This window comes from Paenibacillus sp. YN15 (assembly GCF_003285005.1).
Taxonomy (GTDB): Bacteria; Bacillota; Bacilli; order Paenibacillales; family NBRC-103111; genus Paenibacillus_AR.
Window position 1 is genome coordinate 18,447 of record NZ_QMFA01000003.1, and the last position, 25,332, is coordinate 43,778.

The following is a 25,332-nucleotide window of genomic DNA, read 5'->3' on the forward strand; positions in this document are numbered from 1 at the left end:
TCGTTGTTTTCAAGTGAAGAAACACCTATGAAACCTCAATTTTTCACATCTCTTTATAGTACGTAAACCGGTAATAAGTGCTATATCCAAGGATAAACATAAAGGCAAAAACCAATTGCAATACCACTGTTAAATCTGTACCCATTAAGGCAATGGCAAGAATTAAGGCTCCAAACACATGAATCATCATGTCATATGCTTTCGCTTTTGCCCGATTAGCGATTGCCATATTACGCTCATCTTTCTTGTCAATTTCAAGCTGCTTTGCTGCGGCCGAATTATTTTTCATAGCGAGTTGATCGACTATTCCTCCAATACCGTGACCAAACATGACACAGCCAAGTCCAACACAGATATACGGCAACACTCGCAATATACCTTGCGGATCTTCAAGTGTTTTAATGAAGTACAAACCGCTTGCAAATAGTCCTATGCTTAAAATGGTAAACAGAATATACGAAATCGTGTGTTTCATACATTTTCATCCTCCTCATAAATAAAGATTTCTTCGATGCTCGTACCGAAAAACCGGGCAATCTTGAACGCTAGAAGAATCGAAGGGTTATAACGTCCGTTTTCCAGCGAACCGATAGTTTGCCTTGACACTTCAAGAGCAGCCGCTAATTCTTCTTGTTTAATTCCGCGTTGCTTGCGGATTTCTTCCAAACGGTTGTTCATGCGTTCCTCCCTCATTCATGGAAAGTTAACTTTCCATTAATGAAGCATATCGTGCAATGCAAGAAATGTCAAGTAAGCTTTCCGTTTTATGCTGTTCTCAACATTTTTACGGTTGTAGATGCCGAATTGATGAAGCAGAGACATTAGCTTGTATTATAGCCATTGACATGAAGAATGGCAGGGTATAAAATAACTATGAAACGTTTCATTTCGGAGTTGGCTTAGAATCGTTTTTTAGGAGAATGCGGAATAATGGCTACAATGAAGGAAGTCGCGGCGGAAGCCGGAGTTTCGCTGGGAACGGTATCCAATGTATTGAATAATCATCCTTCAGTCACCGAGGAAAGCAGGAAGAAGGTGCTGGAGGCGGTTCAAAGGCTGAAATACAGACCGAATATTACAGCGAGAACCTTAAAGACCAAAGCTTCCAAAAGCCTTGGGTTATTGATCCCCGATATAACCAACCCCTTCTATCCGGAAGTGGCAAGAGGTGCGGAGGATGTTGCGAAGCGTTACGGCTATTCCTTATTCCTGTGCAATAATGACCGGAGCATCGAAAAAGAACGGGAATATATCAACATCCTGATTGAAAAAAATGTGGACGGAATGATCCTTGTCAAACCCAGCATAAGCAGCGATGAAATACAGGAAATACGGAAGCAATGCGCGGTTGTCCTGGTGGACATGTATGATGCGGAGATTCCGGGCTGCGATATCATCAATGTGGATGACAGGGGGGGAACCCTGAAGGCCATGGACCTGCTGTATGAGTCCGGACACAGGAGAATTGCCTTCATCAGCGGATTGCTGGAATCCAAAAGCAGCCGGTGCCGGCAGGAGGCCTATGTGGAATTTTTGACCCGGCAGCACATTCCGGTGGATGAACGGCTGATCAAGAGGGGCTCCTACGACTGGTTCAGCGGGTACAAATGCACGACGGAACTTTTGCGCGGCGTTGATCCTCCTACGGCCATCTTCGCGGCCAATGATCTGATGGCGTTGGGAGCGATGAAAGCAGCCCGGGAGCGGCAGTTGGTGATTCCGCATCAGCTTTCTCTGGTGGGGTTCGACGATGTGGATATGGCTTCTCTCTGCACACCCCAGCTTACTACAGTGCGCCAGCCCAAATATGAGTTGGGTACCATGGGGGCCGAAGCGCTGGTCGAGCAGATGCTCGCCATAGAGAAGAAAGCGGCCCACCAGCCGGAAACCGTGGTTTTGGACACGGACCTCATCATCCGGGAAAGTGTCGGTTATGCCAAGCGGTAAGCGTATGAGTCCTTATCGTTTGGCCCTTTGTTGGGAAGCATTTTTTTGCGTTCTAAATGAAACGTTTCATCGAAACTGGATGAACAGAAGGAGAGGAACAAAAGCATGCAGCAAAAACCGATTTGGATCGGCAACGATCACGGGGGCTACGACCTTAAGCTCCACATTATCGATTATTTTAAAAGCAAGGGAATTGCCTACCATGATGTTGGAACGGATTCTGCGCAGATCGTCCGGTATCCCTATTATGCAGCCAAAGTGGCTGAGGCCGTCTCCGGAGGGGAGGCCGACAGAGGAATCCTCATTTGCTCCACGGGGATTGGCATGAGTATTTTTGCCAACCGGTTCAAGGGAATAAGGGCATCGCTTTGCACCAGCACTTATATGGGGAGAATGACCAGGGCTCACAACAATTCCAATCTGCTTTGTCTTGGCGGCAAAATTACCGGTGTTCTTGAAGCGCTGGATATTCTGGAGACCTGGCTGACTACTGAATATGAAGGGGGAAGACATGATATTTCCCTGGGTTTGATCGCCGAGGCGGAGGAAGCGTTATGCACATCCAATGCCTGGGAGCATGGCCCGGAAAAATGATTCCATCCATAGGAGGTGACGCACAATGAGATTGTCGGTGGCCATTGCCGGTGACAAGGCCTTGCCCTCGGCGTTTGTTGTTTGGAGGGGATTCCGCGATTCGATGCGGAAGGCTTCTGAGTACGGTTACGATGGAGTCGAGCTGGCCTTGAAAACTGCGGAGGATATCTGCCCCGATGACCTGGCTGCTTGGCTGGCCCAATACAAGCTGGAAGTGAGCTGTATTAGCACCGGTCAGGTTTTTGCCGATTTGGGCTTGTATTTTACCCATCCGGACAGAAGCGTGCGGGATAAGGCGGTAGAGGTATTTGACGGCTTTATTGGCCTGGCCAAGGACTTTGGAAGGCTGGTCAATGTGGGGCGGGTTCGGGGATTTATTGCCGAGAGCCAGACATGCAGCCAGATGGAGAATCTTTTTATTGAAACGATGGAACGGGTCTGTGAAAATGCGGAGAAGCATGGGGTTACGATCATTCTGGAGCCGGTGAATCGTTATGAGATCAACTTTGTCAATAATCTGGATGAGGGCAGCCGGCTGCTGTCAAAGCTTTCATACCGGAATGTAGGATTGATGCCGGATGTTTTCCACATGAATATTGAAGATGACCGAATCGGAGCAAGCCTTAAGCGCAACGCTGCGTGGATTAAGTATATCCACTTGGCAGACTCCAACCGCTTGGCTCCCGGACAGGGGCATTTGGACTTTGAGGAGGTGTTTAGCGGACTGAGGGAAATCGGCTATGACGGGTGGGCCTCAGTAGAAATTCTGGCAAAGCCCGATCCGGATACGGCGGCCCGCCAGGCAATCCAGTTCCTTTTGCCCAAAATCCGGCAGTATAACTTGAATAAGTGAGAACGACCTTGAAGGGAGGAAGCGCAATGCCCACGGCTGAAAAGCTCCAGCGCGAAGCACAAGAGCTTCGGATAACCATCATCGACATGATCCATAAGGCAGGAAGCGGCCATTCGGGCGGCAGCTTATCCTGTGCCGAAATCTTAACGGCGCTGTACGGGGAAATCATGAATATCAGGCCCGGGGAGCCGCAATGGCCGGACAGGGACCGGTTTGTGCTAAGCAAAGGCCATGCTGCGCCTGCATTATATGCGGTTTTGGCGAAGAAGGGCTATTTTGATCCGGCTGAACTGAATACCTTGCGGCAGATGGAAAGCTGTCTTCAGGGCCATCCCTGCATGTTCAAGCTTCCAGGGGTGGAAATGTCGACAGGCTCCCTGGGAATGGGGATTTCCGTGGGGGTTGGCATGGCTCTGGCGGCCAAGCTTCTGGGAAGGAGCTACAGAACCTTCGTGCTCTGCGGAGACGGGGAGCTGCAGGAAGGGCAAAACTGGGAGGCTATGATGTCCGTTGCCAAATGGAAGCTGGATAACCTGGTTATCCTGATCGACCGAAACCATGTGCAATTGGATGGCACGGTGGAGGAAGTTATGCCTATGGGGGATTTAAAGGCGAAGCTGGAGGCTTTTGGACTTCATACGATTGCTTGTGACGGACATCATGTTCAATCCATCCTGGATGCCTGCAAGGAGGCGCTTCAGAAGCGTGGACCGGTGGCTATCATCGCAGAAACTGTAAAAGGGAAGGGGATTTCCTTCATGGAAGGCCAGTCGGCATGGCATGGGAAGCCCATCGGCAAGGATGAGTACGTCCAAGCCATGAAGGAATTAAAGGAGGTGCTCGGATGACCGTGTCAAAGCCAATGAGAGTGGTGTTTGGCGAAGCGCTGTGCCGGCTGGGCGAGGAAATTCCGCAACTGGCCGTTCTTGACTGCGATGTATCCAGCAGCACACAGACCCGTTTGTTTGCGCAAAAATATCCGGAGCGGTTTTTTAACTTTGGGATTGCGGAAGCCAACATGGTTGGCGCCGCTGCGGGTATGGCAGCTTCCGGACTAATCCCTGTAGCGTCTACCTTTGCATTCCTGCTGGCTTTAAGAGCCGGGGACCCGGTGCAAAGCCTCATTGCCTACAACAAGCTTAATGTAAAGCTTGCAGGCGGCTATGCGGGACTTTCCGATTTTGCCGACGGTGCAAGCCATCAGTCAGTGATGGATATATCCATCATGCGGGCTATGCCCAATATGACCGTCCTGGTTCCTTCGGACATTGAAACGACTTATGGCGCAGTGGCTGCTATGCTGAAGCATAACGGGCCGGTATATTTGCGGCTGTCCCGCGATCTGGCGGGCTCCTGCCATGGAGGGGACGAAAGCTTTGAGATCGGCTGCGCCAAGGTATTAAAGGATGGGAACGATGTAACTCTTGCTGTAAGCGGAACGCTGCTTCCCTATGTTCTTTCGGCGGCGGAGCAGTTGGAGAAATTGGGAATCAGCGCGGCTGTGGTGGAGTTTCCTACAATAAAACCTTTGGACGGTGAAACTTTGGTCCGGTATGCCAAGAAGACAGGGGCGGTAGTCAGCGTAGAGGAGCATACGGTTCTGGGGGGACTGGGCGGCGCTATCGCAGAATATTTGTCGGAGAACTGCCCCGCCCGGCTGCGGCGGGTCGGTCTGGCGGATACCTTTGGCGAAAGCGGCACATATCAGGGGCTGTTGAATAAATACGGACTTATGACTCCCCATATCATTCATGCGGTCAACCAGGTGCTGGAGTATCAGAATCTGACGAATTAAAGGAGGAATAAAAAGATGTTCGAGTCTATGCATAAATACATGAGGGTTGGTCTGGTACATTTTATGGCATATCCTTCTACCATGAACGGGGAGGGCCCACTGGTGGAAACCGTGCGGAAGCTTGCGGTGGACGATTATTTTAACGTCATCGAGATCACCTGGATCAAGAACGGGGAAACAAGGGCCCAGGTTAAAAAAATGCTGGATTCCTCTCATATGACCGTTGCTTACGGAGGACAGCCCCGTTTGCTGACGACGGGTCTTAACATCAATGATCTGAATGAGGAAGGCCGGTTAAAAGCCGTCGAAACCTTGAAGGAAGGGATTGATGAAGCTTATGAAATGGGTGCAGTAGGCTTCGCCTTTCTGAGCGGAAAATATGAGGAAGACCAAAAGGAACAAGCCTATGAAGCATTGCTGGCCTCCACCCGCGAGCTATGCCGTTATGCAAAATCCAAGGGTGGGCTGCGGGTGGTTCATGAGGTGTTTGACTACGACATCGATAAGAAAAGTCTGGTCGGTCCGGCAGCGTTGGCGAAACGGTATGCGGAGGATATAACAAAAGAATTCGATAATTTCGGGTTAATGGTGGATTTGAGCCATATTCCATTGATTAAGGAAACAGCGGAGGAAGCCATTCTTCCCATCAAAGACTATATCGTGCATGCCCACATGGGAAATTGCGTTGTGAAGGAGCCTTCACTGCCTGCTTATGGGGACGTCCATCCGCGGTTCGGCTTTCCCGGTGGGGAGAATGATATGGATGAGCTGGTGGAATACTTGCGATTGCTGCTTCAGATCGGATTCCTGAATGAAAGCAATCCGCCGATTGTCAGTTTTGAAGTGAAGCCCTTTGGGGATGAAGACCCGGATATTGTAGTGGCGAATGCCAAACGAACATTAAACCTTGCATGGGCAAGGGTATAAGGAGAAAAGGATGAAAATCACGATATTGGACGGTTATACGCTGAACCCGGGCGATTTAAGCTGGGAGGGCTTCCATCAGTTGGGCGAGGTTGTTCTTTATGACCGGACGCCTGCCGATCTGATTCTGGAGCGCTCCAAGGATGCCGATATTCTGATCACCAACAAAACGCCGCTGAGCGAGGAGCTTATCTCGCAGCTGCCGAAGCTGAAATATATCGGAGTATTGGCTACAGGATACAACGTAGTGGATATCGAAGCGGCTAGGAAGAGACAGATTCCGGTTACGAATATTCCCACATATGGAACAATATCTGTGGCGCAGATGGTCTTTGCCTTGATTCTGGAGCTTTGCCACCATGTGCAGGAGCATAATGTGGCCGTTCATAATGGGGATTGGACCAACTGCCAGGATTTCTGCTTCTGGAATTTTCCGTTGGTGGAGCTGGAGGGCAAGACGCTGGGCATCATCGGCTTTGGCAGAATCGGGCAGCAGACGGAGGATATTGCCCAGGCCTTCGGGATGAATGTGATTGCGTATGACCATCATCAAAGCGACCAGTCTTTGCGTAAAGGGTTCAGATGGGTCGAACTGTCCCAGCTTCTGGCGGAAGCCGATATTGTGAGCCTCCATTGTCCCTTGTTTCCGGAGACCCAGGGCATCATCAACAAGGAAAGTCTGTCCAAAATGAAGCAATCCGCCTTTGTGATCAATACTTCCAGAGGTCCCCTGATTGTAGATGAGGATCTGGCTGCAGCCTTGAACGATGGTGTGATTGCGGGAGCAGGTCTGGATGTGCTTTCGGTGGAGCCGCCTAAGGCGGATAATCCTTTGCTGACGGCGAAGAACTGCATCATAACTCCCCATATATCCTGGGCTACAAAAGAAGCAAGAGCGAGACTTATGGATATTGCGGTGGAAAACCTGCAGAAGTTTCTGGAGGGTAATCCCATCCATGTCGTGAATCAATAGGCTTTTCTACAGAGGAGAGGTTTAAGCCAATGGAATCCCGGTCTTTGAAGAGCCTGTATCCCCACCTTGGATTTTTGCTGGTTTACCTGATTTGGGGCTTGAACATGGGCTCAATGAAAATCGGCGGCCGGGAATGGGACCCTGTTATGTTTAACGGGCTTCGCTACCTGATCATTACACCGGTTTTATGGGCATATACGTATTCGTCTTTCCGGAAAAAAGGCTTAAGCCTTCGTATGGAAGCCCGGAGTCTGGGGCTGATCCTATTCCTTGGCGTTCTTTCGGCTGTGGGCATGGAGGCGCTGCTGTCCTATGCCCTCCAATATTCCAACGCGGCCAACGGCTCCGTTCTCGGACGGGGGGTCATGCCGATTCTCACCGTCATGATCTCCCTTGCGCTCCGGGAGATCCGGCTGACTCCCCGTATTTTGGTCGGTCTGCCGGTTGCTTTTGCCAGCGTCGTCCTGATTGTCGCCGGAGGGGAGCAGGGGCTGCATTTCGGTCCCGATACCCTTCGGGGCGATGTGCTGCTGCTTCTGCGCAGCCTGTTCGGCGCCTTCTATCTGATCGGCATGAGCAAGCTGACCGCCAAATATTCGCTGATGCTGCTGATCTCCTGGGAAATGACGGCCGGCGCTCTTTCCATGCTGCCTTATGTCTTGTGGAAGGCGGATGCCGCGTATTTTGCGGGCATCAGCAGCGCAGGCTGGCTGAGCCTGCTGTACACGGCCTTTCTGGCCACGCTGGTCGGGTTTACGCTGCATAATTGGTCCCTGGCCCGGCTCGGGCCGTTCAAATCTTCGTTCTACGGCTATATTCAGCCGATTACAGCCGCGGTGGCCGGTTATTTTCTGCTGAACGAATCCGTTAGCCTGTCCCAGGTCATCGGCGGCGCAGGCGTGCTGGCCGCTATGTACCTGGTGCAGCGTGACCGGATGCAGACAGGGAGTAAACGGCCTGCGCTGCCTGCGGCCGGAACCGGCAAGAACGCGGCAGGGTAGAAGGAAGCTGCAGCTTTTAATGTGAAGCTGCGCGTTTATCAAGACGGTATCCAGGTTTTGTATGCGTCAGAAGGACAAAAGCTTCCTGAATGTCCGTTGGAAAGTGGACATTGCGGCTATAGAGGTCGCTCCAGGATATACGTCTATATATAGTTGTTGAACAGCGTGCGTTTTCCGTATATTGTGTTTTGTGAGCAAAGTAGGGGAGGAGAGAGCTACTCTGCTCATGTCCACTGTATGAAAGACAAAATTCGCAAAATGTCTACTGTGAGCGAACAAAACCACAGCACAACCGCGTTAGAAACGCATAGGGGCATGTTTCGTACAAAGTCTAATGCAATTGCCCTGCCGCTTCCGATATATATTTTCTGATATGTTGAAAAAGAACCTGGGCAACTTTGCCAGGTTCTTTAGATTGCATGTAAACAAATACAANTTTTCTGATATGTTGAAAAAGAACCTGGGCAACTTTGCCAGGTTCTTTAGATTGCATGTAAACAAATACAATGATATAATCAAACCACGACCGTGTTGTGGAATATAATCATAAATATTGCATCTTACAATTTAAATATACCATGCCGGCGAGCTCTTGTCAAATGTTTTTTAAATTCAAGGTTAGGGGCGATGTGGGTTGAGTTCTTTCGTGCTCAGTTTTCAGGAAGCGGAAAACATGCAGCTTTCGCTTGTTGGCGGAAAAGGGTTGAATTTAGGGGAATTATCCAAAATTCAAGGGATACAAGTACCGGAAGGATTTTGTGTTACCACAGCGGGCTATCAAAAAGCCATCGGGCAAAACGAAACGGTTCATGCTTTATTGGATCGATTAACCATGCTAAAAGCAGAAGACCGGGAACAAATCGGCGAAATCAGCGGGAAGCTTCGGCAAATCATTATGGATACAGAGATTCCTTCCGATGTTATGGATGCAGTAACTTGCCATCTCTCCCGGTTTGGCGAGGAACATGCCTATGCGGTGCGTTCCAGTGCGACTGCTGAAGATTTGCCGCATGCTTCTTTTGCCGGCCAACAAGACACCTATTTAAATATCATCGGCAAAGAAGCAATCCTGCAGCATATCAGCAAATGCTGGGCTTCCCTATTCACAGACCGCGCGGTAATCTACCGTATACAAAATGGCTTCGGCCACCGCCAAGTTTATTTATCCGTGATCGTTCAAAGAATGGTTTTCCCGGAAGCCTCGGGGATTGTATTCACCGCTGATCCGGTTACCTCCAACCGGAGGCTGCTATCCATTGATGCGGGTTTTGGACTTGGGGAAGCGCTGGTCTCCGGTTTGGTTTCTGCCGATTGTTATAAAGTGCAAGCAGGGGAAATCGTCAATAAGCGGATAGCGGCCAAAAAGTTGGCTATCTATGGCCGGAAGGAAGGGGGAACGGAGACACGGCAGATCGATCCCGATCGGCAACAGGCTCAAACCCTTACGGAGCAACAAATTTTGCGGTTGGCGCGCATCGGAAGACAGATCGAAGCTTATTTTGGATGCCCCCAAGACATCGAATGGTGTTTGGCTGATGATACCTTTTATATTGTCCAGAGTCGGCCTATCACTACCTTATACCCCATCCCTGAAGCAAATGACCAGGAAAATCACGTTTACTTATCCGTCGGTTACCAACAAATGATGACTGATCCTTTGAGACCCTTGGGGATGTCTTTATTCGAGCTAACATCCTTTGGACCGAGGTTTAAGGCCGGCGGAAGATTATTTGTTGATGTTACACAGATGCTTGCTTCGTCTGACAGCAGAGAAATGCTGCTAAGCTCCTTTGAGCAATCCGCTCCGCTCATAAAGGACGCACTCACCACCATAATCCAGCGGGATTATATAAAATTATTGCCGAATGATAAAAAAGAAGGGAGTCCCAGTCCCAAAGGGGTTCCGCCGGAGTCCCAACCGCAAATCCCGAATGACCCGGCAATCGTTTCTGATTTGATTAAGAAAAATCAAGCCTCCATCGATGAATTAAAGCATACCATCCAAATGAAATCCGGATCAGATGTATTGGATTTTATTCTGGAGGACATCCAGGTGCTAAAAAAGTTTTTATTTGACCCGCAAGGCTCCGCTTTGTATATGGCTGCCATGAATGCTTCATTATGGATCAATGAGCATATGAATAAGTGGCTAGGCGAGAAAAACGCGGCAGATATCCTTTCCCAATCCGTCCCCAACAATATTACGTCAGAAATGGGCCTGGCGTTATTGGATGTGGCAGATGTGATTCGTCCTTATCCGGACGTCATTGATTTTTTGCAGCATACGAAAGACGAGCACTTTTTGGAGGAGCTCGTAAAGCTGGAGGGCGGTCAGGAAGCTCATGACGCGATTTGTGCTTTTCTTCATAAGTACGGAATGCGGTGTGTGGGGGAAATCGATATTACGAGAACCCGTTGGAGTGAAAAACCAATTGCGCTTCTTCCGATGATTCTGGGTAACATCAAAAGCTTTGCGCCGAATGCAGGCAAGATGAAGTTTGAGCAAGGGCGGCAGGAAGCTTTGGAAAAAGAGAAGGAATTGCTGGACCGCTTGAAGCAATTGCCGGAGGGTGAAGCAAAAGCCGAAGAGACCAAACGGGCCATTAGCCTGATCCGGAATTTCAGCGGGTTTAGGGAATATCCTAAATACGGTATGATTAGCCGTTACTTCCTATATAAGCAGGCATTGCTGAAGGAAGCCGAACGACTGGTGCAAGCCGGTGTGATTCAGGAAAAAGAAGATATCTATTATCTTACTTTTGAAGAGCTTCGCCAGGTTGTACGTGAATATAAGCTGGATAAGCAGATCATCAGCAAGCGAAAGGACGAGCATAAACAGTTTGAAAAGCTAACGCCCCCGGCTGTCATCACCTCTGATGGCGAAATCATTACAGGCGAGTACAAACGGGAAAACCTGCCGCCCGAAGCGATAGCGGGTTTGCCTGTTTCCTCCGGAGTTGTGGAAGGACGGGCGCGGGTTATTTTAAACATGGAGGATGCCCATCTGGAAGAGGGGGATATATTGGTCACCTCCTTTACTGACCCCGGCTGGACGCCGTTGTTTATCTCCATTAAAGGCTTGGTCACCGAAGTGGGCGGACTGATGACCCATGGGGCAGTTATCGCCCGTGAATATGGGCTGCCGGCAGTTGTGGGAGTGGAAAATGCTACCAAGCTGATAAAAGACGGGCAGCGAATTCGCGTACACGGAACAGAAGGGTATATCGAGCTATTGTGAGGGCAAGGATAAGCCGCGGCGGGAACAGGAAAAGAGGAAGGGTCGGGCCTGTTCCCGCAGACAATACATTTCATTTAACGGATTTATTTAATTTGATTGTTAAAGAGATCAAGGCTATGCCTAACATCAAGCCGGAAATGGGAGCTACAACTAAGATGCCAATGATATTTTTACTTGGGGTAAACAATAGCTTTAAACCGGTGACAATGATTGAACATGCTATTGCAGCCAACCAAAATAACAGTTTTTGCTTCATTGTTGTGTTCAACGCTTTATTCGAAACAGGGCTGGTTTTCAGAAGATAAATTGCCATAAAAATAAAAATTAACAATAGCCCCAATAGAGATAAGCTGTGCTGCAATATTTTGAATAATGGCAAACCCCAGTATGTTTCACGTAAAAAAGAAAGGTGAATAACAAAATAACCTTGATTGTGCGTAAAAGCGTCTAATGCTATATGCGAGAAAAAACCAACAGTGATTGATAATAGAAAAATTATCCAATCGTTTGTGCTGTAAAGCTTCCATTCTCTTATGGCATGATATGCTCTTCGATTCAGACTAAACATTGAAGGCAAATGGATTGCCATTTGCTCCTTAACAACACGGTGAAAGATAAAGGCAAGCAATATGCTCAAAGGAAGTGCTTGCGCAATCAAGCCCAATATAGAATGGCCTATTCTGCTATAAGGCTCCAGCATAATGAAATATTCAAAATCGGGAGCCATACTCCCCAATACCAGACCAGTAACATTAAGCTTTTTGGGACTTATATATTTCAGTGGAAGCGCATAGATGGGATGGGAAAAAGTAAAAGGCATAGCGGCCCCCCTTGTGATTATAGATTGGATTACCCTCAAAATATTACAGAAATCTAACTTTATAATAAAGATGACGTTCTTGCTTCCCATTTTGTAACAACTGACGATATACTTTTATTTGAGAAACTTAACAGTGAGGGGGGCAGCATAAGGATGAAAGCGACAAGGGAGCTGGTCCATATTCGTCAGAATATCCCGATAGCTGTTCCAATTCATTTTTTTGCGTGGGTAATCATAGTTGTTTCTTTGGCTTTCGAGGGTTTTAGTTGGTTTTTGATACCAAATGTAAATAATACCCCTGCATTTATTACTGTTTCAAAATGGCTAATACAGTCTCTATTGGTTGCTAATTTATTGGGCTATTTATTTCATAAATTACTGATAAAGTGGAAACTTTCCGATACAGATTGGAAACTGTCGGCACATCTTATTTTTTCAATTGCTCACATTATTATCGTTGCTTTTTTCATTTTTTTAATTGCAGGGTTTGAAGATTTGTAAGCATAGCATCGTTGAAATCCGTTGCTGGTTTGAGTCCACTCACGGTGCACCCTGTTATGAGGTTTACGCAATCAAGCTGTTTGGAGATGAACAAGCGTTGTAAAGCGCATGATTACCAGGTGGGGCGGTCCAGTGTCAGTTTTCACTGACTTTCTGGACCGCCCCTTGATCCTGTGCTTGGGTTTATTCGATAAAATCGCACTTCTCCAGGAAACGCTTCAGCATGGTTACCGCCTCTGCTCTGGTGGCTTGGGCGGACGCTGCCAAGGATGCCGCCGCTTGACCCTGCAGGATTCCCTCCTGAATTGCCTGCGCCATTTCCTGTTTGGCCCACTGGATGCTGCTGCTGTCACTGAAATTTCCAAGCACGGCTACCGTCTGTTCGGCAGTGAGGGAGACAGCCGGGCTGCCTGCAAACGTCAGAGCGCGGATAAGCATAGCGGCAAGCTCTTCACGGGTAATCGGAGCATCGGGCCGGAAGGTGCTATCGGGATATCCGTTCACGATTCCGGCTTGTACTGCAGCCGAAACAGCCGTATAATACCAGTCGTCCGGAGAAACGTCGCGGAAGGAGCTTTCTCCGGACAGTGTCAGGCCCAGAGAGCGGACGAGCAGGGAAGCCCATTCAGCCCGGGTAATGCTTCGGTTTGCTTCGAATGTGGCATTGGACACGCCCTCCACGATCAGCTTGCTTGCCAAACGCTGAATATCCGATTCAGCCCAGTGGCCTTTCAGATCTTCAAAGGTCCGGTTAAGTTCTATAACGGTGTAAATGCTGTTGCCAGGCCGCATAAATTCAGCTTCACCGTCTTTTATTTTGCCCGGAACAAAGGCAAGACGTCGCGCGGCCGCATCGTATAAGGCAACGGTTGCCGTTTGAGAGGCCTCCGCACCCTTCAATGCAATTGTACGTTTCACATAGGTGCTGCCGAAGTTCTCAATCGGAAGCACGCGGCCGTTCTCTGTCTCGGCGGCAAGTCTGAAATCGACTGCCGAAGATAGTAGTTTGGCTCCGATGGACTCAATTGCGCTTGCAAGGGCTCCCTGTTCATTTGCCGAAGCTGCAGCAATCGTGACCCGGAATTTCAGGTCCGCCACATTCACACCCAGCAGTTCTGCTTGTTTTGCCAGTTGCAGCACTTTAAGCGGCAGGGTATAGGAGCCCAGGTCTGATGTTATCACAATGGAGGAAGTCGGATTCAAGGCCGCGTCTGCCAGCGCAGCTGCAGGAAGAATGGCTATATCACCCAGAATCCTCAGATTCACTTGGTCAGTGTTCTTCCATGCCAGCTTCAGCGCTGTAGCATCAATGATCCCATCAGTGCCGACGGTCTGAAGCTTGTTGTCGGATGTTACACCGGTATTGCTTGACTGATTGGTATCCGTAACAGAAGAACCGGCGTTTTTGATGGTGGTGAACTGCCCGGCAATCATGTCTGCAGCATAACCGTCATCATTGTAAGCGCGGACTTCAACGCTGTAGCCGGTTTCCGGCTGAAGTCCCGTCACTGTATAGAGTGTGTCGGCAACTCCCATATACCAGTTGTTGCCGACACGCAGGTCATAACCTGTTGCGCCAGTGGCAGGGCTCCATTGGATAGTGGCCCCTGTAGCAGTAATATTTTTGGCGGATACTGCCGCTTCAGCAGGCCACAGCGGCGGCTTTGCAGACTCCATCAGGATGACCAGTTCGTTTCCGGCAATCGGCAGGCTAACCGTCCCATCTGTAGAGATATATACCTCCTCTGTCTTCAGGTTCATCAGATCGGCGTCCGAATTCAGGCTCAGTGAGGCCGAGTCCCCATTGTTATTGACGACCGCATAGGCTATCTTGCCGCCCGCCGTACGCAAGCGGTAAACATCCAGCGGCGCATCGACCTCAAGCTTCTCGGTAGTCAATCCCTCCGCACCTTGAGCCTTAGGATAAAGCAGTGTTAGGTAGTTCATGTTTGGGCCGTTGGCAATGCGGATATAATCAAGCTTCTTTTCGCCGTCCACTGACGGTACCATGTTGGTTGTTCTGCCCCATTCCCGGGTGATGGCCGGATTGGCGGGCTCTAGGACAGTGGTTTCCAGATCGGTGCCATAGTGTCCTGTCGATTCAATCCGGCTGCCGTTGATCTCCGACGGCTTGGATGCGGCAACGGGCAGATTCCAGATCGTGCCGGCGGAGGCTCCTTTTATTTGGTCCCAAACGACAAAGGCTTCAAAGCCGTCCTTGATATAAGCGATTTTACGGGTCTGGGTGCCTGTGGAACCGCTGTTCGGGTCGGCGACCTGCAGCGAAAATGAATCCAGATGGCTATTGGTCGAGAAAGCGTGATTAGTGCTTGTTGTCGGCGTATTCAAGTAAGAGGAATTGTCCGATTTTCGGAACTGCACCGTTGCATGGGTGGAGGAACCCCGGTACCAGTTGGTGGAGCCGGCAAAATAGCTCTCAATGCCCGGGTCCAGCACCAGCGGCGTACTGTTTGCATACAAAGTAAAGCTGCCCTGGTCATAATGACCGTGGCCCAATGCAGTCGTATTGGCCATCACAGACATGAAGGTATCCTTCGGGGTGCCGAAATGGTTGCGGAACATCACAAGTCCGACGCCTTTATACATATCTGTGGAGGTTAGTTTGAATGGTACATATGCAGGCGTTTCACCGACTGGAGTAAAGAAACTTTCCAGCAGAATGGTTTCCACTCCGTTGGCCGGCAGACGGCTGCCGGCCTTTACCCAGGTCTGATACATCTTGGAGGCTAGTCCGCTGTTGGTTCGGGCAACCTCATCGTAATAGACGCCCAGCAAGGCAAACTCGTTTCCGAAGGTCATCACATCATCGCCGAATATCGGCGAGTTAATGTAGCCGTTTGCATAGGCATACGGCGGCGTTTGCACGTCCGTATTGTATTCAAACATCTTCACGAGCTTGGGGAAGGCAAACCAATCCTCGCCCGTCTGGTTGCGCAGAGATTTGGCATAAGCGGCAAAGCGCTGTAGTACCGCCACATGATAACGCACGGATTCCGGCCATTCTCCTTCTTCCCCCACGCTGTAGAGAAGTTGCGCTTTGATTAACTTGTTGGCGTTAGCGATCAACTGCTTGCCGTTATCCAATTCGGGATATACCATGGACAGCATGGCGGCCCCAATGACTGCGTCGGACTCCCAGTTGCTCGCTCCCAATTGTACATTGTAATCGTCCAGCTCATTACGGTCTCTGCCATCATTCAGGAATAGATTTAAATAATTCAGTTTGTTGAGAAGATCCCGGTATTCCTCATCCGAGTATACTTCCGCATTTTTGATGAAGGTCAGGGCGGAAGCGATGACGGAGGCGACCCGTCCTCCCTGGACTTTTCCGTAGGCATCGATATTGTCCGGTCTGGCATCAGCGATCTGCCAATACTCAGCGCCTTGCAGGAAGTCGTTAAGCTTCAAAAAAATACGTTCTTTGGCCTTTTGCGCATAAGCAATGTCTCCGGTAACGGCATAAACCAAAGCATCTGCTTGAAGGCTCAAGTTGCTGGGAGCAGCTATAGTGGATTTGCGGTTATTAGCCAGTTCCGTTGAACCCAGCGCTGTTCCGTTGGCATCCTTATACGTAATAACTGCCTTTACACCATTTTTCAGCTTGCCATCAATTTTGGCGGCAAAGGTCAGCGTGTGCGATACACCTGCTGCCACCGCGATATCCTGTGAGGAAGTCCAGGCTCCCTGGTCATTTCCAGTGGGGTTTTCAATATAGATGGAACGGCTGCCCTCATTGGAATAATTGCTTCGGCTTTCCCACGTTAGAACCGGATTTCCCTTGATTGCTGTCGGTGTCCAATATTCGGGATTCTGGTCACCATTTTCGAAGCCTGCATTCTTGATATCCAGATCTGCCGTATCGGCGGGGGATATGACCACACTGTCGATCCATGTATGTCCGAGACCTGAAGCTTCATTGTCCGCCGAATCCAGCGTGAACTGCAATTTGATGGAAGCCGTACCCGACGGGGGAGTGAAGATCAAGGTTGTTGAATTGCTCCACAGCTTGTATTCCTTGTTCAGGGCATCATAATCCACATCATCCTGCAGGAACCGCTTCTGGTCAAGCAAATCATCCAGCGATTGTTCATCCGATATTTGCTTGGCTTCTTCGTATTTGGCTTTCAGATCGGCGCTTTGTTCAATTTTGGACCGTAAATTCTCCAAGCCTTCTTGGGTGAAATACAAAGAGGCTTCCGGTTCGGCTTCACTTCTGAGAGTCTGGGCATCCCGCATGGCCTTCATGGCATTATACACGTTGACAAGCGCAGCGCCGATAGCCTGCACCTCACCTTCCTGCCTAGCTTGGGCGGCGGCAGCAAGGCTGTCCTGCAGCGTATCAATAGCCGCTTGCGGATACTGCCAGGCTTGTGTTCCGGCTTCACTACTGGTCAACAGGTCGTTTGCGGCGCCGGTGATTCTATCATATTTGTCCTGCAGCTTGGCGTCTACGATCTGGTTGAGGCTTAACTCCAGATAGGGCCGATTGGCGGCGGCAGCGGTTTCCTTGGAGTGAATTTCCGAGGCGTACCGGGTTCCCGCCACATTGCTGAAGCTGAGGCTGAGCAGCTTGTCTCCCAGCAGCTCAATCTGTACAGGAACGGTCAGATCCGCCACGCCGGTTCCCGCCGCGTCCTTGGCCCCCAATGTAAAGGTGCTGACCACAGGCCCCAAAGCCGGCTCTCCCGAAGCCGGGTAGAGGAGGCTGCCCTCCGACCAGGAATCGTCGGTCTCATAATGGACCTCGGTGGTATTCCGGTCGGTTTTCCAGTTGGTTACGCGAAGCTGGGCTTGCTTCACTTCTCCGGAAATGGCGGACAGATCAAATTTCATGTAAGCGGTTCGCCCTTCCCCGTAAATCAGCGTACCGCCGTTATGGGGCTTGTTTTTCTCCGTTGTCCAGATGAAGGCGTCATCCACCGGCGGGAGCGAAACGGTCGCATACGTGCCGGAGAGAATATGGCTGCCGGGATACCATGCCACCGCTTCTTTCAGCCCGTACTTGTTGGAGAACGGGTGGGAGGCTCTGGAATAATGCTCAATGGCAAACCGGATATCCTCGTCCGGGCGAGGGGAATAAAAGGCGCGATGGCGGACAAAGGGCACCTGGTAGCTTCCCTCCAGAACGGAGCTGGCATGGGCAATTTCATCGGCTACCGCCTGTTTGGAGGCTTGGGTGTACATCTCCGGTTCAATCAGCAGCATGGTTTCCGCTTCCCAAATCAGCGTGTGAAGGGTTTGCCGGTATTCGGAGAATTCCAGCTTGTTGGCTTTGGCATCCACCACCTTGTCGGAGATGACGGTGCTTTTGTGATAGGCCGTTCCCGCTTCCCGCAGCTGCTTGATTCCCAGCGCCAAATCCCCGGAGGGATCGGCCAGAACGGAGCGGGCGGCCTCTACCTTGGCGGCGAACCGGTCCTTGGCGGTTTGGCTGACCTGACCGGGGCCGGCTCCAACGCTGTATTGACCAAGCAGCAGCTCGGCTTTATCCAGCAGCGCGGCCATGCTCCCCTCCAGTGATGCGGTGCGGGGAGCCAGCTTGGGCACCATCATATTGATCACGGACGAATCGGCAATTGAGCCGTATTGGAGGGTCACGGTCATTTTCACATTGGCGTCAGCTCCAGTTGCTGCGGGGCGGTTGACGGCGCCCGTGTCCGAGATGACGTCCGGCCGGTCTGAGCTCCAGACAATGGAGGAGAAGCCGTAATCTCCTACCGTTTGCAGATAGACATCCTCGTATACAGTCATATTGTTGTATTTGGCAACCAGCAGCTCCTTATCCCTGGCCACCCGCTGGGTGTCGGTGGGGGTAGGCAGCTTTTGGACTGTCACCTGTATGACGGCAGTGTCGGAGGCTGCGCCGTAAGCCAATGCTGCCGTCAGCGTCACCGGAATATCCGTTTCCGTATATTCGGGCCGGACAACGGCGCCTGTATGGCTAATGACCGAAGGGTTGTCCGAGGTCCAAACAATGGAGGAGTTCAGGAGTCCCTCCGTGGGCAAATTCAGATTCTCCGTTACTGTTTTACCCTGGAATTGCTGCAGCAGCATTGCTTTATCGCTGGCTATGCGCTCCTCATTCGTGAGCGCTTTCAAAACGGAGACTTCCAGCACAGGTCTCCAGGCGACGGTGGCGTGCTCCTTGGAGGCCAAATCGACTCCAGGGGTCGCAACTATATTATCCCGTTTGAATACAAGGGTCAAAACCTGGTCACCTTCGGCTTCAGTTCTAACCGTATCGGTTAAGGGCACCGCAACCACGGTTCCGGCAGCGCCGCTTGCTGTGCCGCTGGCGATTAGATTTTCCTCCGGGGGGTCCTGGGGCCGGTTTGCGTATGTGACGGATTGCTCCGACCAATTATCATAGACGCTTTTATACACCGAATAATTGGCTCCGCTATTCGCATTCGATTTGTAGAGCTTAAGGGTAGCGCTTTCAATCGGGTCGGTAATGCCGGATAAATCGAATTTCATCATAAATTGCCTGTTGGCTCCCAGGATCAATGTACCGCTCGGTGATGTAGCGCTGGTGCTGTATGAGTTTACGCTGGCGTCATCTGTCGGGCTAAGTTTAAGTACAACAGTACTGAGGCCCTCGGATTCCTCTGCATAAGCAGGAGAGACAATCCCTGCGCAAAAGCTGAACACCATGCTCAAAGCGACCATGCAGGATATCCGCTTGTTCCATAGTCGATTAAACATCTTTAGACATACCTCCGATTTCCGAATTTGTAAGTCAATAGTCTCTCACATTTGGTTATAGCGCTTTCACATCCTTTCAGCTTGAATATATCACGAGTATATATGCGTTCTTTTTAGATGAACATGATGTTTTTTTAGTTCGTGAAAATTTGAGTAAATCATTTTGGTGATCGTGTTATTTTGGGGAATTCGTTAGTTTTTAGGTAAGAATAATTTTTTTCTGTAAACAAACTCGTCCCACATGAAGTAGAAATCGTGACATTTTGGGGTAGCCAATAAATGGAAGGTGATTTATGCTCAAGTAGGCGAGTGTATCACCCATAAAATGAATGCGGTTACACCGCTGATGACAAAGCCTATGAAAGGAGGGCCAAATTAGCACAAAGTGCAGCTTGAAGCGAACATCATAGTGTCAAGTTGGGAAAACAATATGGCAGGTAAAGGAGATGAACATGATGAAAAGGGGTAAAAAAATTTGGGCACGAACGCGTTTGCTAGTTCTGGCTGGGCTGGTTGCGTTCACGGTTCCGGCAACCGGTCCATGGATGGCCGGCAACAAGGCAGAGGCTGCCCCTGTCTTCACTCATTCCGGCATTTTGTATGAACAGAGCGATTTTGACCGGGCCAAGACCAATATTGCATCGGGTACTAGCCCATGGATCGAGGCCTGGGAGACGGGGAAGCAGAATAAATATGCTTCTTCCACATATAATCCCAGTCCGGTAGCGGCTCCGGCCCGCTATGGGGATTCCTCCAAGAATGTGGGCAACCAACAGCTGTTCGATGACGCTACGGCGGCGCTGACCCAGGCCATTATATGGAAGGTTTCCAACAATGCCACGGAAGCGGCGGCGGCGAAGGCAAAGGCGGATCAGATCCTTGACGCCTGGTCAGAAACGGTAAACAAGGCAGTAGGCGGAGATGAGAACCAATTGCTCGCGGGGCTTACTGCCTACAAGCTGGCGGCAGCGGCGGATATCATGCGGGCGGATTCGGCCTGGGTGAACAGTGGAAAACTGACGGCGGCAAAAAATATGCTCCGCAATTATTTTTATCCGCCCTTGAAGACCTTCTTGGCCAATCATCAAGGGAAAAATAACGGTACTGCTTATCCTTATTATTACAGGGGCAACCAGGATCAGGCGGCAATGGTCTCCATTATGGCCATAGGTATTCTGTGTGATGACATTGCAATATACAATGAGGCAGTTTCGGCCTTCAAGTCCGGCAAGTTTAACGGCAATATCAACAACTATTTGAAGGTATCCAGCGATGCCATGCTGGCACAAAGTGAGGAGAGCGGCAGAGACCAGCCCCATTCGCAGTTGGGACTCGGTCTTTTGGCTACGATGGCGCAGATGTCCTATGTCCAAAAGAAAGGAGACGCTTCTTTTGAGGATCTTTACGAGTATTCCAACCGTTTGATTCTGAAGGGGTTCGAATACACCGCCAAATACAACCTTGGGCAGTCCGTTCCTTTTGCACCAGTTTATACCTCTACTAATAACAGCTGGGGTCGTGTGGAATCGGCCGTATCCACTTCCGGGCGCAGCCAGATCCGACCTGTCTACAGCATGGTTTGGAACCATTATAAATACGTCAAGGGCTTGGCGGATTCTGCTGCTACTGATCCCGTATATTATACCCGAAGCATGAATGCCGCCATCTGGCCCGAATCGGTGCATACGGATCATCAGCCCTTCAGCTCCCTGATGTATTCACGTATCTCCAGGCCGGCCAATTCGCTGTCCCATACGGTGTCCTTTAATGTGAAGGAGACAACAAGCTACATAACGGCTCCTTCAGGCGGGACTTCGCCTTTGTTGGCCAACGCAACTCTAAGCTATTTCAAGTCAGCCTCCAATGCGGAAAAATTCTTGGTCACCTATGCAGGAAGCGGCATGTGGACGTTGAAGTCCCTCGCCAACAACCTTTATGTATCCGTATCCAGTACAACAGATCCGTTGAAGGCGAAGGATGCATCCGTCATCGGCAATCAGAACAAATTTATCTTTGTTGATCAGGGGAATGGAGGAATCGGCATCAAGTCGGTTCAAACCGGCAAATTTGTCCAGATTAAGGCCTCTACCGGCCAACTTCTGGCGGATGAATCAAGTATCACCTCATCAGCCAACGATAAATTCAGATTAATGTATCATTGAGGTTATTTTTAGAATCCTCTAATTTTTTGATTTGGTTAATAGTTTCCCAACTAAACCATTCCTATGCCAAAAAAAGAATGGTCAAGAAAGCAACAATCCCTGCAAAAAAAGTGCCGATGGCTAAAACAACAGGCTCCCGTGATTGAAATAGCATAAACGCAATTACAATACCGGCAAAGAATTTCACCTGAAATCGGTTTTAGCAGATTTATGTCCCACAATACAGGGGTTTGCTTATATGCCATACTTTATGCATAAGATAAAACCTCCTCCCAAAAAACAACGTAGGAACTGCATTTAAATGTAAATATTACAATTTTATTGTACTAAAGAAATTATTCTTACCCGAGGAAAATTTATGATAAGAGTTCTAATCCGGCTCAATTTATTTGTCAAGCATTTTTTTGCCTCGAATTTTGTGGTTTAAGGAAATCCAACATCGCCGCGGCAAGCTTCGTGCATCCTTCGAGCACTCCTGCATCCAGAATAGTAAAAAGAGGCAACTTGCTGGCTGAAAAGCCATTAAGCAAGTTGCCTCTTTTTATTATTTATTCTTTTGAATCCCAAACTCATCAATGAGCTTGACCTGGCGAGGCTCGTTGTTGGAAAGCTCGCCATAGACCTGATAAAGCTTGACCTTCAGCACGTTATCATCAAATTCGTAAACGGCAAAGTTCTGCTCCGATGAATCTCTGAAGTTTTCATGTGAGGATTTGAAGTTCTCGGACTTTTGCGGCTGCTTGCCGTAAGCAAACAACGAGTTGTAGTGGTCAAGCTGTTCCTGGGTCAGCCAGTTCAGCTTGGGTCTGACGGACTTAATGTGCTCCAGGGATTTGTCGTAAAGCGCATCGTATGCTTTGGTCCCGCCTGTGTTGGGAAGGATGAATGTGGTTCCTTTGGGATTTTGATAGTACTCAACATGATCCTTGCCCAGCACAATGTCGGCAAAATCGATTTGGGCGTTCACGAAGCTCTCTTCTTTTGAAGCATAGTTCAACGACTTGGTCCGCGATATAACATGATCATGTCCTTGAAGCGCAAGGTCAATATCCAGTTCATCAATGAGCTTCATGAAATCCTCTCTTAACGATTTGGAAAACAGAGGCTTGTGATATTGCAAAACAACCCAGTTTGTGCCCCGTTTTCTAGCCTCCTGGACGTCTTCTTTGATCCAGGCAAGCTGCTCTTCGCCCAGCGCTTTTTTGGCCGGGTTTTTATAATCGTTTGTGTTTGCGACTACGAAATGAACTCCGTTGTAATCATAAGAATAGTAGGAGCCGCCATCAATTTTCCCTTGTGCCGCAGGAACATTGAAGTGATTGTTGTAGGTTTCGGGAAAGAGTTCATTGTAATTAAGACCGTATTCATCATGATTTCCGGCAGTGGGAGCCCAGGGCCGACTTAAAATCGATTTTTGGGATTTCTCCAGGAGATCAACCCATTCATCTTCCACCTCGGCGATTTCCACAATATCTCCCGTGTGTATAACGAAGTCGGTATCAGGGGCCGTTTCCAGCGCTTTTTCCAGAGTACTGGCTCCATAGGCGGCTTCATTTCTCGCATGCTCGTTCCAATAAGCATTTTGAGTATCCGTATATTGGACGAAAGTAAACTTGTCTCCCGCTGCGCCGGAGGTTTGGAACTGGCCTACAGGACTTTTTTCTCCATGCTCGCTTCCTACCTGGTAGTAATATTTCGTATTGGGCTTGAGGTTTTTGGCAAGGGCTTTATATGAATGATTTGGTGAGTATTAAAACCTTGTTAAGATTTTCTAAATATCTTCAATGTTTCATTAAGATGCGCCTAGTGAGACCTAGTGAGCTAGTTCGCTCCTAATATAGGACTTGGAAACGCATTTATGAGGAGCAAGCTCCTTGTAGGTGCGTTTTTTGCATGTAAAATCGTGAAAGCCACATAATCTATCTCTTTTTCTCATATAATCGTTAGCAGATTGAGAGAAAGGAGAGATACGTGCACATGAGCAATAAGCCAACTTTCGGAGCGGGAATAATGACCAGCATAATAAAAATATTATTGATTGGAGTTTCTCTGTTGAGTTTTCTACTAACGCTCATCATTGTTCCTGTAAAATATCCGGATTTAATTCCAACTGAAGTGGGAGCATATCTTGAACATTGGACAGCCCGTGCCATTTTTATTCCTGATAAAATGTTGGTTGGAATGCTGAATATGGAATTGCCAAGTCAAGCGGAATTATCACCTTACAGTGATCAGGTCCCTGAGGCATCAACTACTGCTGTAGAAACGAATTCTGCTTCTCTTCCTGTACAGGAAGCCAAGCAGCAGGGTGAAGAGAAGGAATTAAGAATCAGCAAGCTGTCACCCGCCGGCAGTCCCGAAGCCTCTACCTTATGGGTTCAATTATTGAAAAAGGGGGTTGTGCGCAACGAGGCCAAAGAAACCTCCCCCGAGATCATGGTTATTCCGGCTGGAGAATGGCTGCCGGTTGTTAAACAAGAGAAGCAATGGACAAAAGTAAAGCTGGGAGCAAGTCAAACCGGATGGCTGCAGGGAGGGGAAGTTCAAATGCATAAGCTTTCTGATCCCACCCAGATTTTGAGAGTTGCTTCACAGACGCCCCTATATAGCGGTCCTGATTATTCGTTTGAGAAGCTTGGAATTGCAGAGGAGGGCTCTTCGTATGTACCGAAGCAAGTAAGCGGACAGTGGATTGAGTTAAAGGAGAAAAAGTTCCAAAGCTCTCTTTGGGTACCGGCTGAGCAGGTCGTCTGGACTTACGGACAGCCGAATGCTGCAGTAGCTGCAAGCGTCAGTATCTCCGCAAGCTCTCGGAAGGAAGCATTAGGGAAGCTTGCCGGGAAAACAATCGTGCTTGATCCGGGTCATGGAGGGAAGGATACAGGGGCCATCGCACAAATCAAGAAGGTTTATGAAAGGGACGTCAATTTATCCGTTGCCATTGTACTAAAAAACAAGCTGCTCGCGGCAGGTGCCCAAGTTATTATGACACGGACCACGAATGAGGAGACCGTCTCCCTGGAGAGCAGAGCGGATATTTCCAACCGAAATCATGCGGATTTATTTATCAGCATCCATCAAAATGCATTTGTGGAGGACCCCACTGTAGCCGGAGCCATTACCTTTTATAGTAACGAAAATTCCTTAAAAGCCGCACAGCTCATTGAAGAAGGGATTAACGATTCTATCGGTGGGGAAAATACAAGGCACAGGGTGGAGAAACAACCGTTCGTTGTGCTGCGGCAGAATAAGCAGCCTGCAGTATTGGTAGAAGGTTGTTTCCTGTCTAACCCTGAGGAATTAGCTAACAGTCTGCTGTCTACGTTCCATGAACAGCTTGCTGTCGGTATTTACAATGGCGCACTGAAATTTTTGGAAGCAGACGCATAGAAAAATATTATGGTTATAAGACTTGAAAAAGAAAAAGGCTGCCACTATAATTAAATCGTAAATATTACGTATAAATTATTTTTTTATATTATAATAATAGTAAAAATTACAACTAGGAGGCCGGAGAGTCATGGCTAAAAAATCAAAGGTAATAAAGGAACTTCAAAGACAGGCTACTGTTGCTAAATATGCCGAGAAAAGGATGGAACTCAAGAAAAATAAGGATTACGAAGGTCTAAGCAAGTTACCCAGGAATGCTTCGCCGACAAGGCTTCACAATCGCTGCCAGATATCAGGGAGACCCAGAGGCTATCTGAGAAAGTATAAGATCTCGCGGATTGCCTTTCGTGAATTGGCCCATAAAGGACAAATACCGGGAATAACCAAGTCCAGCTGGTAAACATGTGA

General features: G+C 49.1%; 17 protein-coding genes and 1 pseudogene. 13 read left to right on the forward strand and 5 right to left on the reverse strand.

Annotated features, from left to right (window positions below):
* Window positions 1-43: 43 nt before the first annotated feature.
* Window positions 44-475 carry a DUF6442 family protein gene (locus DQG13_RS03520; protein ID WP_113018313.1) on the reverse strand — a complete coding sequence of 144 codons (432 nt, stop codon included), beginning with the start codon at window positions 473-475 and terminating at the stop codon, window positions 44-46.
* A complete protein-coding gene (locus DQG13_RS03525; RefSeq protein WP_113018315.1) occupies window positions 472-678 on the reverse strand; it encodes a helix-turn-helix transcriptional regulator in 207 nt (68 codons plus the stop codon). Before DQG13_RS03525 ends, DQG13_RS03520 begins: the two co-directional genes overlap by 4 nt.
* 252 nt (window positions 679-930) lie before the next feature.
* Between DQG13_RS03525 and DQG13_RS03530 the strand changes: the two genes are divergently transcribed.
* From DQG13_RS03530 to ppsA, 9 genes are all read left to right on the forward strand, one after another.
* Window positions 931-1,947, forward strand: a complete 1,017-nt coding sequence (locus tag DQG13_RS03530) for a LacI family DNA-binding transcriptional regulator (RefSeq protein ID WP_113018317.1) — start codon at window positions 931-933, stop codon at window positions 1,945-1,947.
* Window positions 1,948-2,052: 105 nt separating this feature from the next.
* Window positions 2,053-2,541, forward strand: a complete 489-nt coding sequence (gene rpiB, locus DQG13_RS03535) for a ribose 5-phosphate isomerase B (RefSeq protein ID WP_113018319.1) — start codon at window positions 2,053-2,055, stop codon at window positions 2,539-2,541.
* A gap of 25 nt (window positions 2,542-2,566) precedes the next feature.
* The gene (locus tag DQG13_RS03540; protein WP_113018321.1) at window positions 2,567-3,394 is read left to right on the forward strand and encodes a sugar phosphate isomerase/epimerase family protein; all 828 of its coding nucleotides are present in this window, start codon (window positions 2,567-2,569) and stop codon (window positions 3,392-3,394) included.
* A 26-nt stretch (window positions 3,395-3,420) separates the two neighbouring features.
* Complete coding sequence (locus tag DQG13_RS03545) at window positions 3,421-4,242, forward strand: transketolase (protein ID WP_113018323.1); 822 nt, start codon at window positions 3,421-3,423, stop codon at window positions 4,240-4,242.
* Window positions 4,239-5,189: a transketolase family protein gene (locus DQG13_RS03550; RefSeq protein WP_113018325.1), complete on the forward strand. Its 951-nt coding sequence runs from the start codon at window positions 4,239-4,241 to the stop codon at window positions 5,187-5,189. Before DQG13_RS03545 ends, DQG13_RS03550 begins: the two co-directional genes overlap by 4 nt.
* 15 nt (window positions 5,190-5,204) lie before the next feature.
* The gene (locus tag DQG13_RS03555; protein WP_113018328.1) at window positions 5,205-6,116 is read left to right on the forward strand and encodes a sugar phosphate isomerase/epimerase family protein; all 912 of its coding nucleotides are present in this window, start codon (window positions 5,205-5,207) and stop codon (window positions 6,114-6,116) included.
* A gap of 10 nt (window positions 6,117-6,126) precedes the next feature.
* Entirely contained in the window at window positions 6,127-7,086 is a 960-nt protein-coding gene (locus DQG13_RS03560) for a D-2-hydroxyacid dehydrogenase (protein ID WP_113018330.1), read from the forward strand.
* 29 nt (window positions 7,087-7,115) lie between these two features.
* Entirely contained in the window at window positions 7,116-8,087 is a 972-nt protein-coding gene (locus tag DQG13_RS03565; RefSeq protein WP_113018332.1) for a DMT family transporter, read from the forward strand.
* A 634-nt stretch (window positions 8,088-8,721) separates the two neighbouring features.
* Entirely contained in the window at window positions 8,722-11,325 is a 2,604-nt protein-coding gene (ppsA, locus tag DQG13_RS03570; protein ID WP_113018334.1) for a phosphoenolpyruvate synthase, read from the forward strand.
* A gap of 70 nt (window positions 11,326-11,395) precedes the next feature.
* Here ppsA and DQG13_RS03575 read toward each other — a convergent pair whose 3' ends face one another.
* Window positions 11,396-12,145, reverse strand: a complete 750-nt coding sequence (locus DQG13_RS03575) for a DUF4184 family protein (protein WP_113018336.1) — start codon at window positions 12,143-12,145, stop codon at window positions 11,396-11,398.
* A 153-nt stretch (window positions 12,146-12,298) separates the two neighbouring features.
* On the opposite strand from DQG13_RS03575, the gene DQG13_RS03580 reads away from it, so the two are divergent.
* Window positions 12,299-12,646 (forward strand): hypothetical protein, encoded by a 348-nt coding sequence (locus tag DQG13_RS03580; protein ID WP_113018338.1) that lies wholly within the window; start codon window positions 12,299-12,301, stop codon window positions 12,644-12,646.
* A gap of 183 nt (window positions 12,647-12,829) precedes the next feature.
* On the opposite strand, the gene DQG13_RS03585 is transcribed toward DQG13_RS03580, so the two are convergent.
* Entirely contained in the window at window positions 12,830-19,372 is a 6,543-nt protein-coding gene (locus DQG13_RS03585) for an immunoglobulin-like domain-containing protein (RefSeq protein ID WP_113018340.1), read from the reverse strand.
* Between the two features lie 452 nt (window positions 19,373-19,824).
* Between DQG13_RS03585 and DQG13_RS03590 the strand changes: the two genes are divergently transcribed.
* Complete coding sequence (locus tag DQG13_RS03590) at window positions 19,825-21,534, forward strand: fascin domain-containing protein (protein ID WP_146767095.1); 1,710 nt, start codon at window positions 19,825-19,827, stop codon at window positions 21,532-21,534.
* A 544-nt stretch (window positions 21,535-22,078) separates the two neighbouring features.
* On the opposite strand, the pseudogene DQG13_RS03595 reads toward DQG13_RS03590, so the two are convergent.
* Window positions 22,079-23,266, reverse strand: a pseudogene (locus DQG13_RS03595) (purple acid phosphatase family protein); the annotation flags it as partial.
* A 245-nt stretch (window positions 23,267-23,511) separates the two neighbouring features.
* Here DQG13_RS03595 and DQG13_RS03600 point away from each other — a divergent pair.
* Both DQG13_RS03600 and rpsN read left to right on the forward strand, forming a co-directional pair.
* On the forward strand, window positions 23,512-24,924 hold the full coding sequence (locus DQG13_RS03600; protein WP_113018344.1) for an N-acetylmuramoyl-L-alanine amidase family protein: 1,413 nt from the start codon (window positions 23,512-23,514) through the stop codon (window positions 24,922-24,924).
* Between the two features lie 130 nt (window positions 24,925-25,054).
* Entirely contained in the window at window positions 25,055-25,324 is a 270-nt protein-coding gene (rpsN, locus tag DQG13_RS03605) for a 30S ribosomal protein S14 (protein ID WP_113018346.1), read from the forward strand.
* Window positions 25,325-25,332: the final 8 nt, after the last annotated feature.

Bases quoted from the DNA above. Each gene is read 5' to 3' on its own strand.
- DQG13_RS03555 (WP_113018328.1), top strand. From the start codon at position 5,205: ATGTTCGAGTCTATGCATAAATACATGAGGGTTGGTCTGGTACATTTT.
- rpiB (WP_113018319.1), top strand. From the start codon at position 2,053: ATGCAGCAAAAACCGATTTGGATCGGCAACGATCACGGGGGCTACGAC.
- DQG13_RS03580 (WP_113018338.1), top strand. From the start codon at position 12,299: ATGAAAGCGACAAGGGAGCTGGTCCATATTCGTCAGAATATCCCGATA.
- DQG13_RS03525 (WP_113018315.1), bottom strand. From the start codon at position 678: ATGAACAACCGTTTGGAAGAAATCCGCAAGCAACGCGGAATTAAACAA.
- DQG13_RS03590 (WP_146767095.1), top strand. From the start codon at position 19,825: ATGATGAAAAGGGGTAAAAAAATTTGGGCACGAACGCGTTTGCTAGTT.
- DQG13_RS03575 (WP_113018336.1), bottom strand. From the start codon at position 12,145: ATGCCTTTTACTTTTTCCCATCCCATCTATGCGCTTCCACTGAAATAT.
- DQG13_RS03585 (WP_113018340.1), bottom strand. From the start codon at position 19,372: ATGTTTAATCGACTATGGAACAAGCGGATATCCTGCATGGTCGCTTTG.
- DQG13_RS03550 (WP_113018325.1), top strand. From the start codon at position 4,239: ATGACCGTGTCAAAGCCAATGAGAGTGGTGTTTGGCGAAGCGCTGTGC.
- DQG13_RS03565 (WP_113018332.1), top strand. From the start codon at position 7,116: ATGGAATCCCGGTCTTTGAAGAGCCTGTATCCCCACCTTGGATTTTTG.
- DQG13_RS03530 (WP_113018317.1), top strand. From the start codon at position 931: ATGGCTACAATGAAGGAAGTCGCGGCGGAAGCCGGAGTTTCGCTGGGA.
- DQG13_RS03600 (WP_113018344.1), top strand. From the start codon at position 23,512: ATGAGCAATAAGCCAACTTTCGGAGCGGGAATAATGACCAGCATAATA.
- DQG13_RS03520 (WP_113018313.1), bottom strand. From the start codon at position 475: ATGAAACACACGATTTCGTATATTCTGTTTACCATTTTAAGCATAGGA.
- DQG13_RS03560 (WP_113018330.1), top strand. From the start codon at position 6,127: ATGAAAATCACGATATTGGACGGTTATACGCTGAACCCGGGCGATTTA.
- DQG13_RS03545 (WP_113018323.1), top strand. From the start codon at position 3,421: ATGCCCACGGCTGAAAAGCTCCAGCGCGAAGCACAAGAGCTTCGGATA.
- DQG13_RS03540 (WP_113018321.1), top strand. From the start codon at position 2,567: ATGAGATTGTCGGTGGCCATTGCCGGTGACAAGGCCTTGCCCTCGGCG.
- rpsN (WP_113018346.1), top strand. From the start codon at position 25,055: ATGGCTAAAAAATCAAAGGTAATAAAGGAACTTCAAAGACAGGCTACT.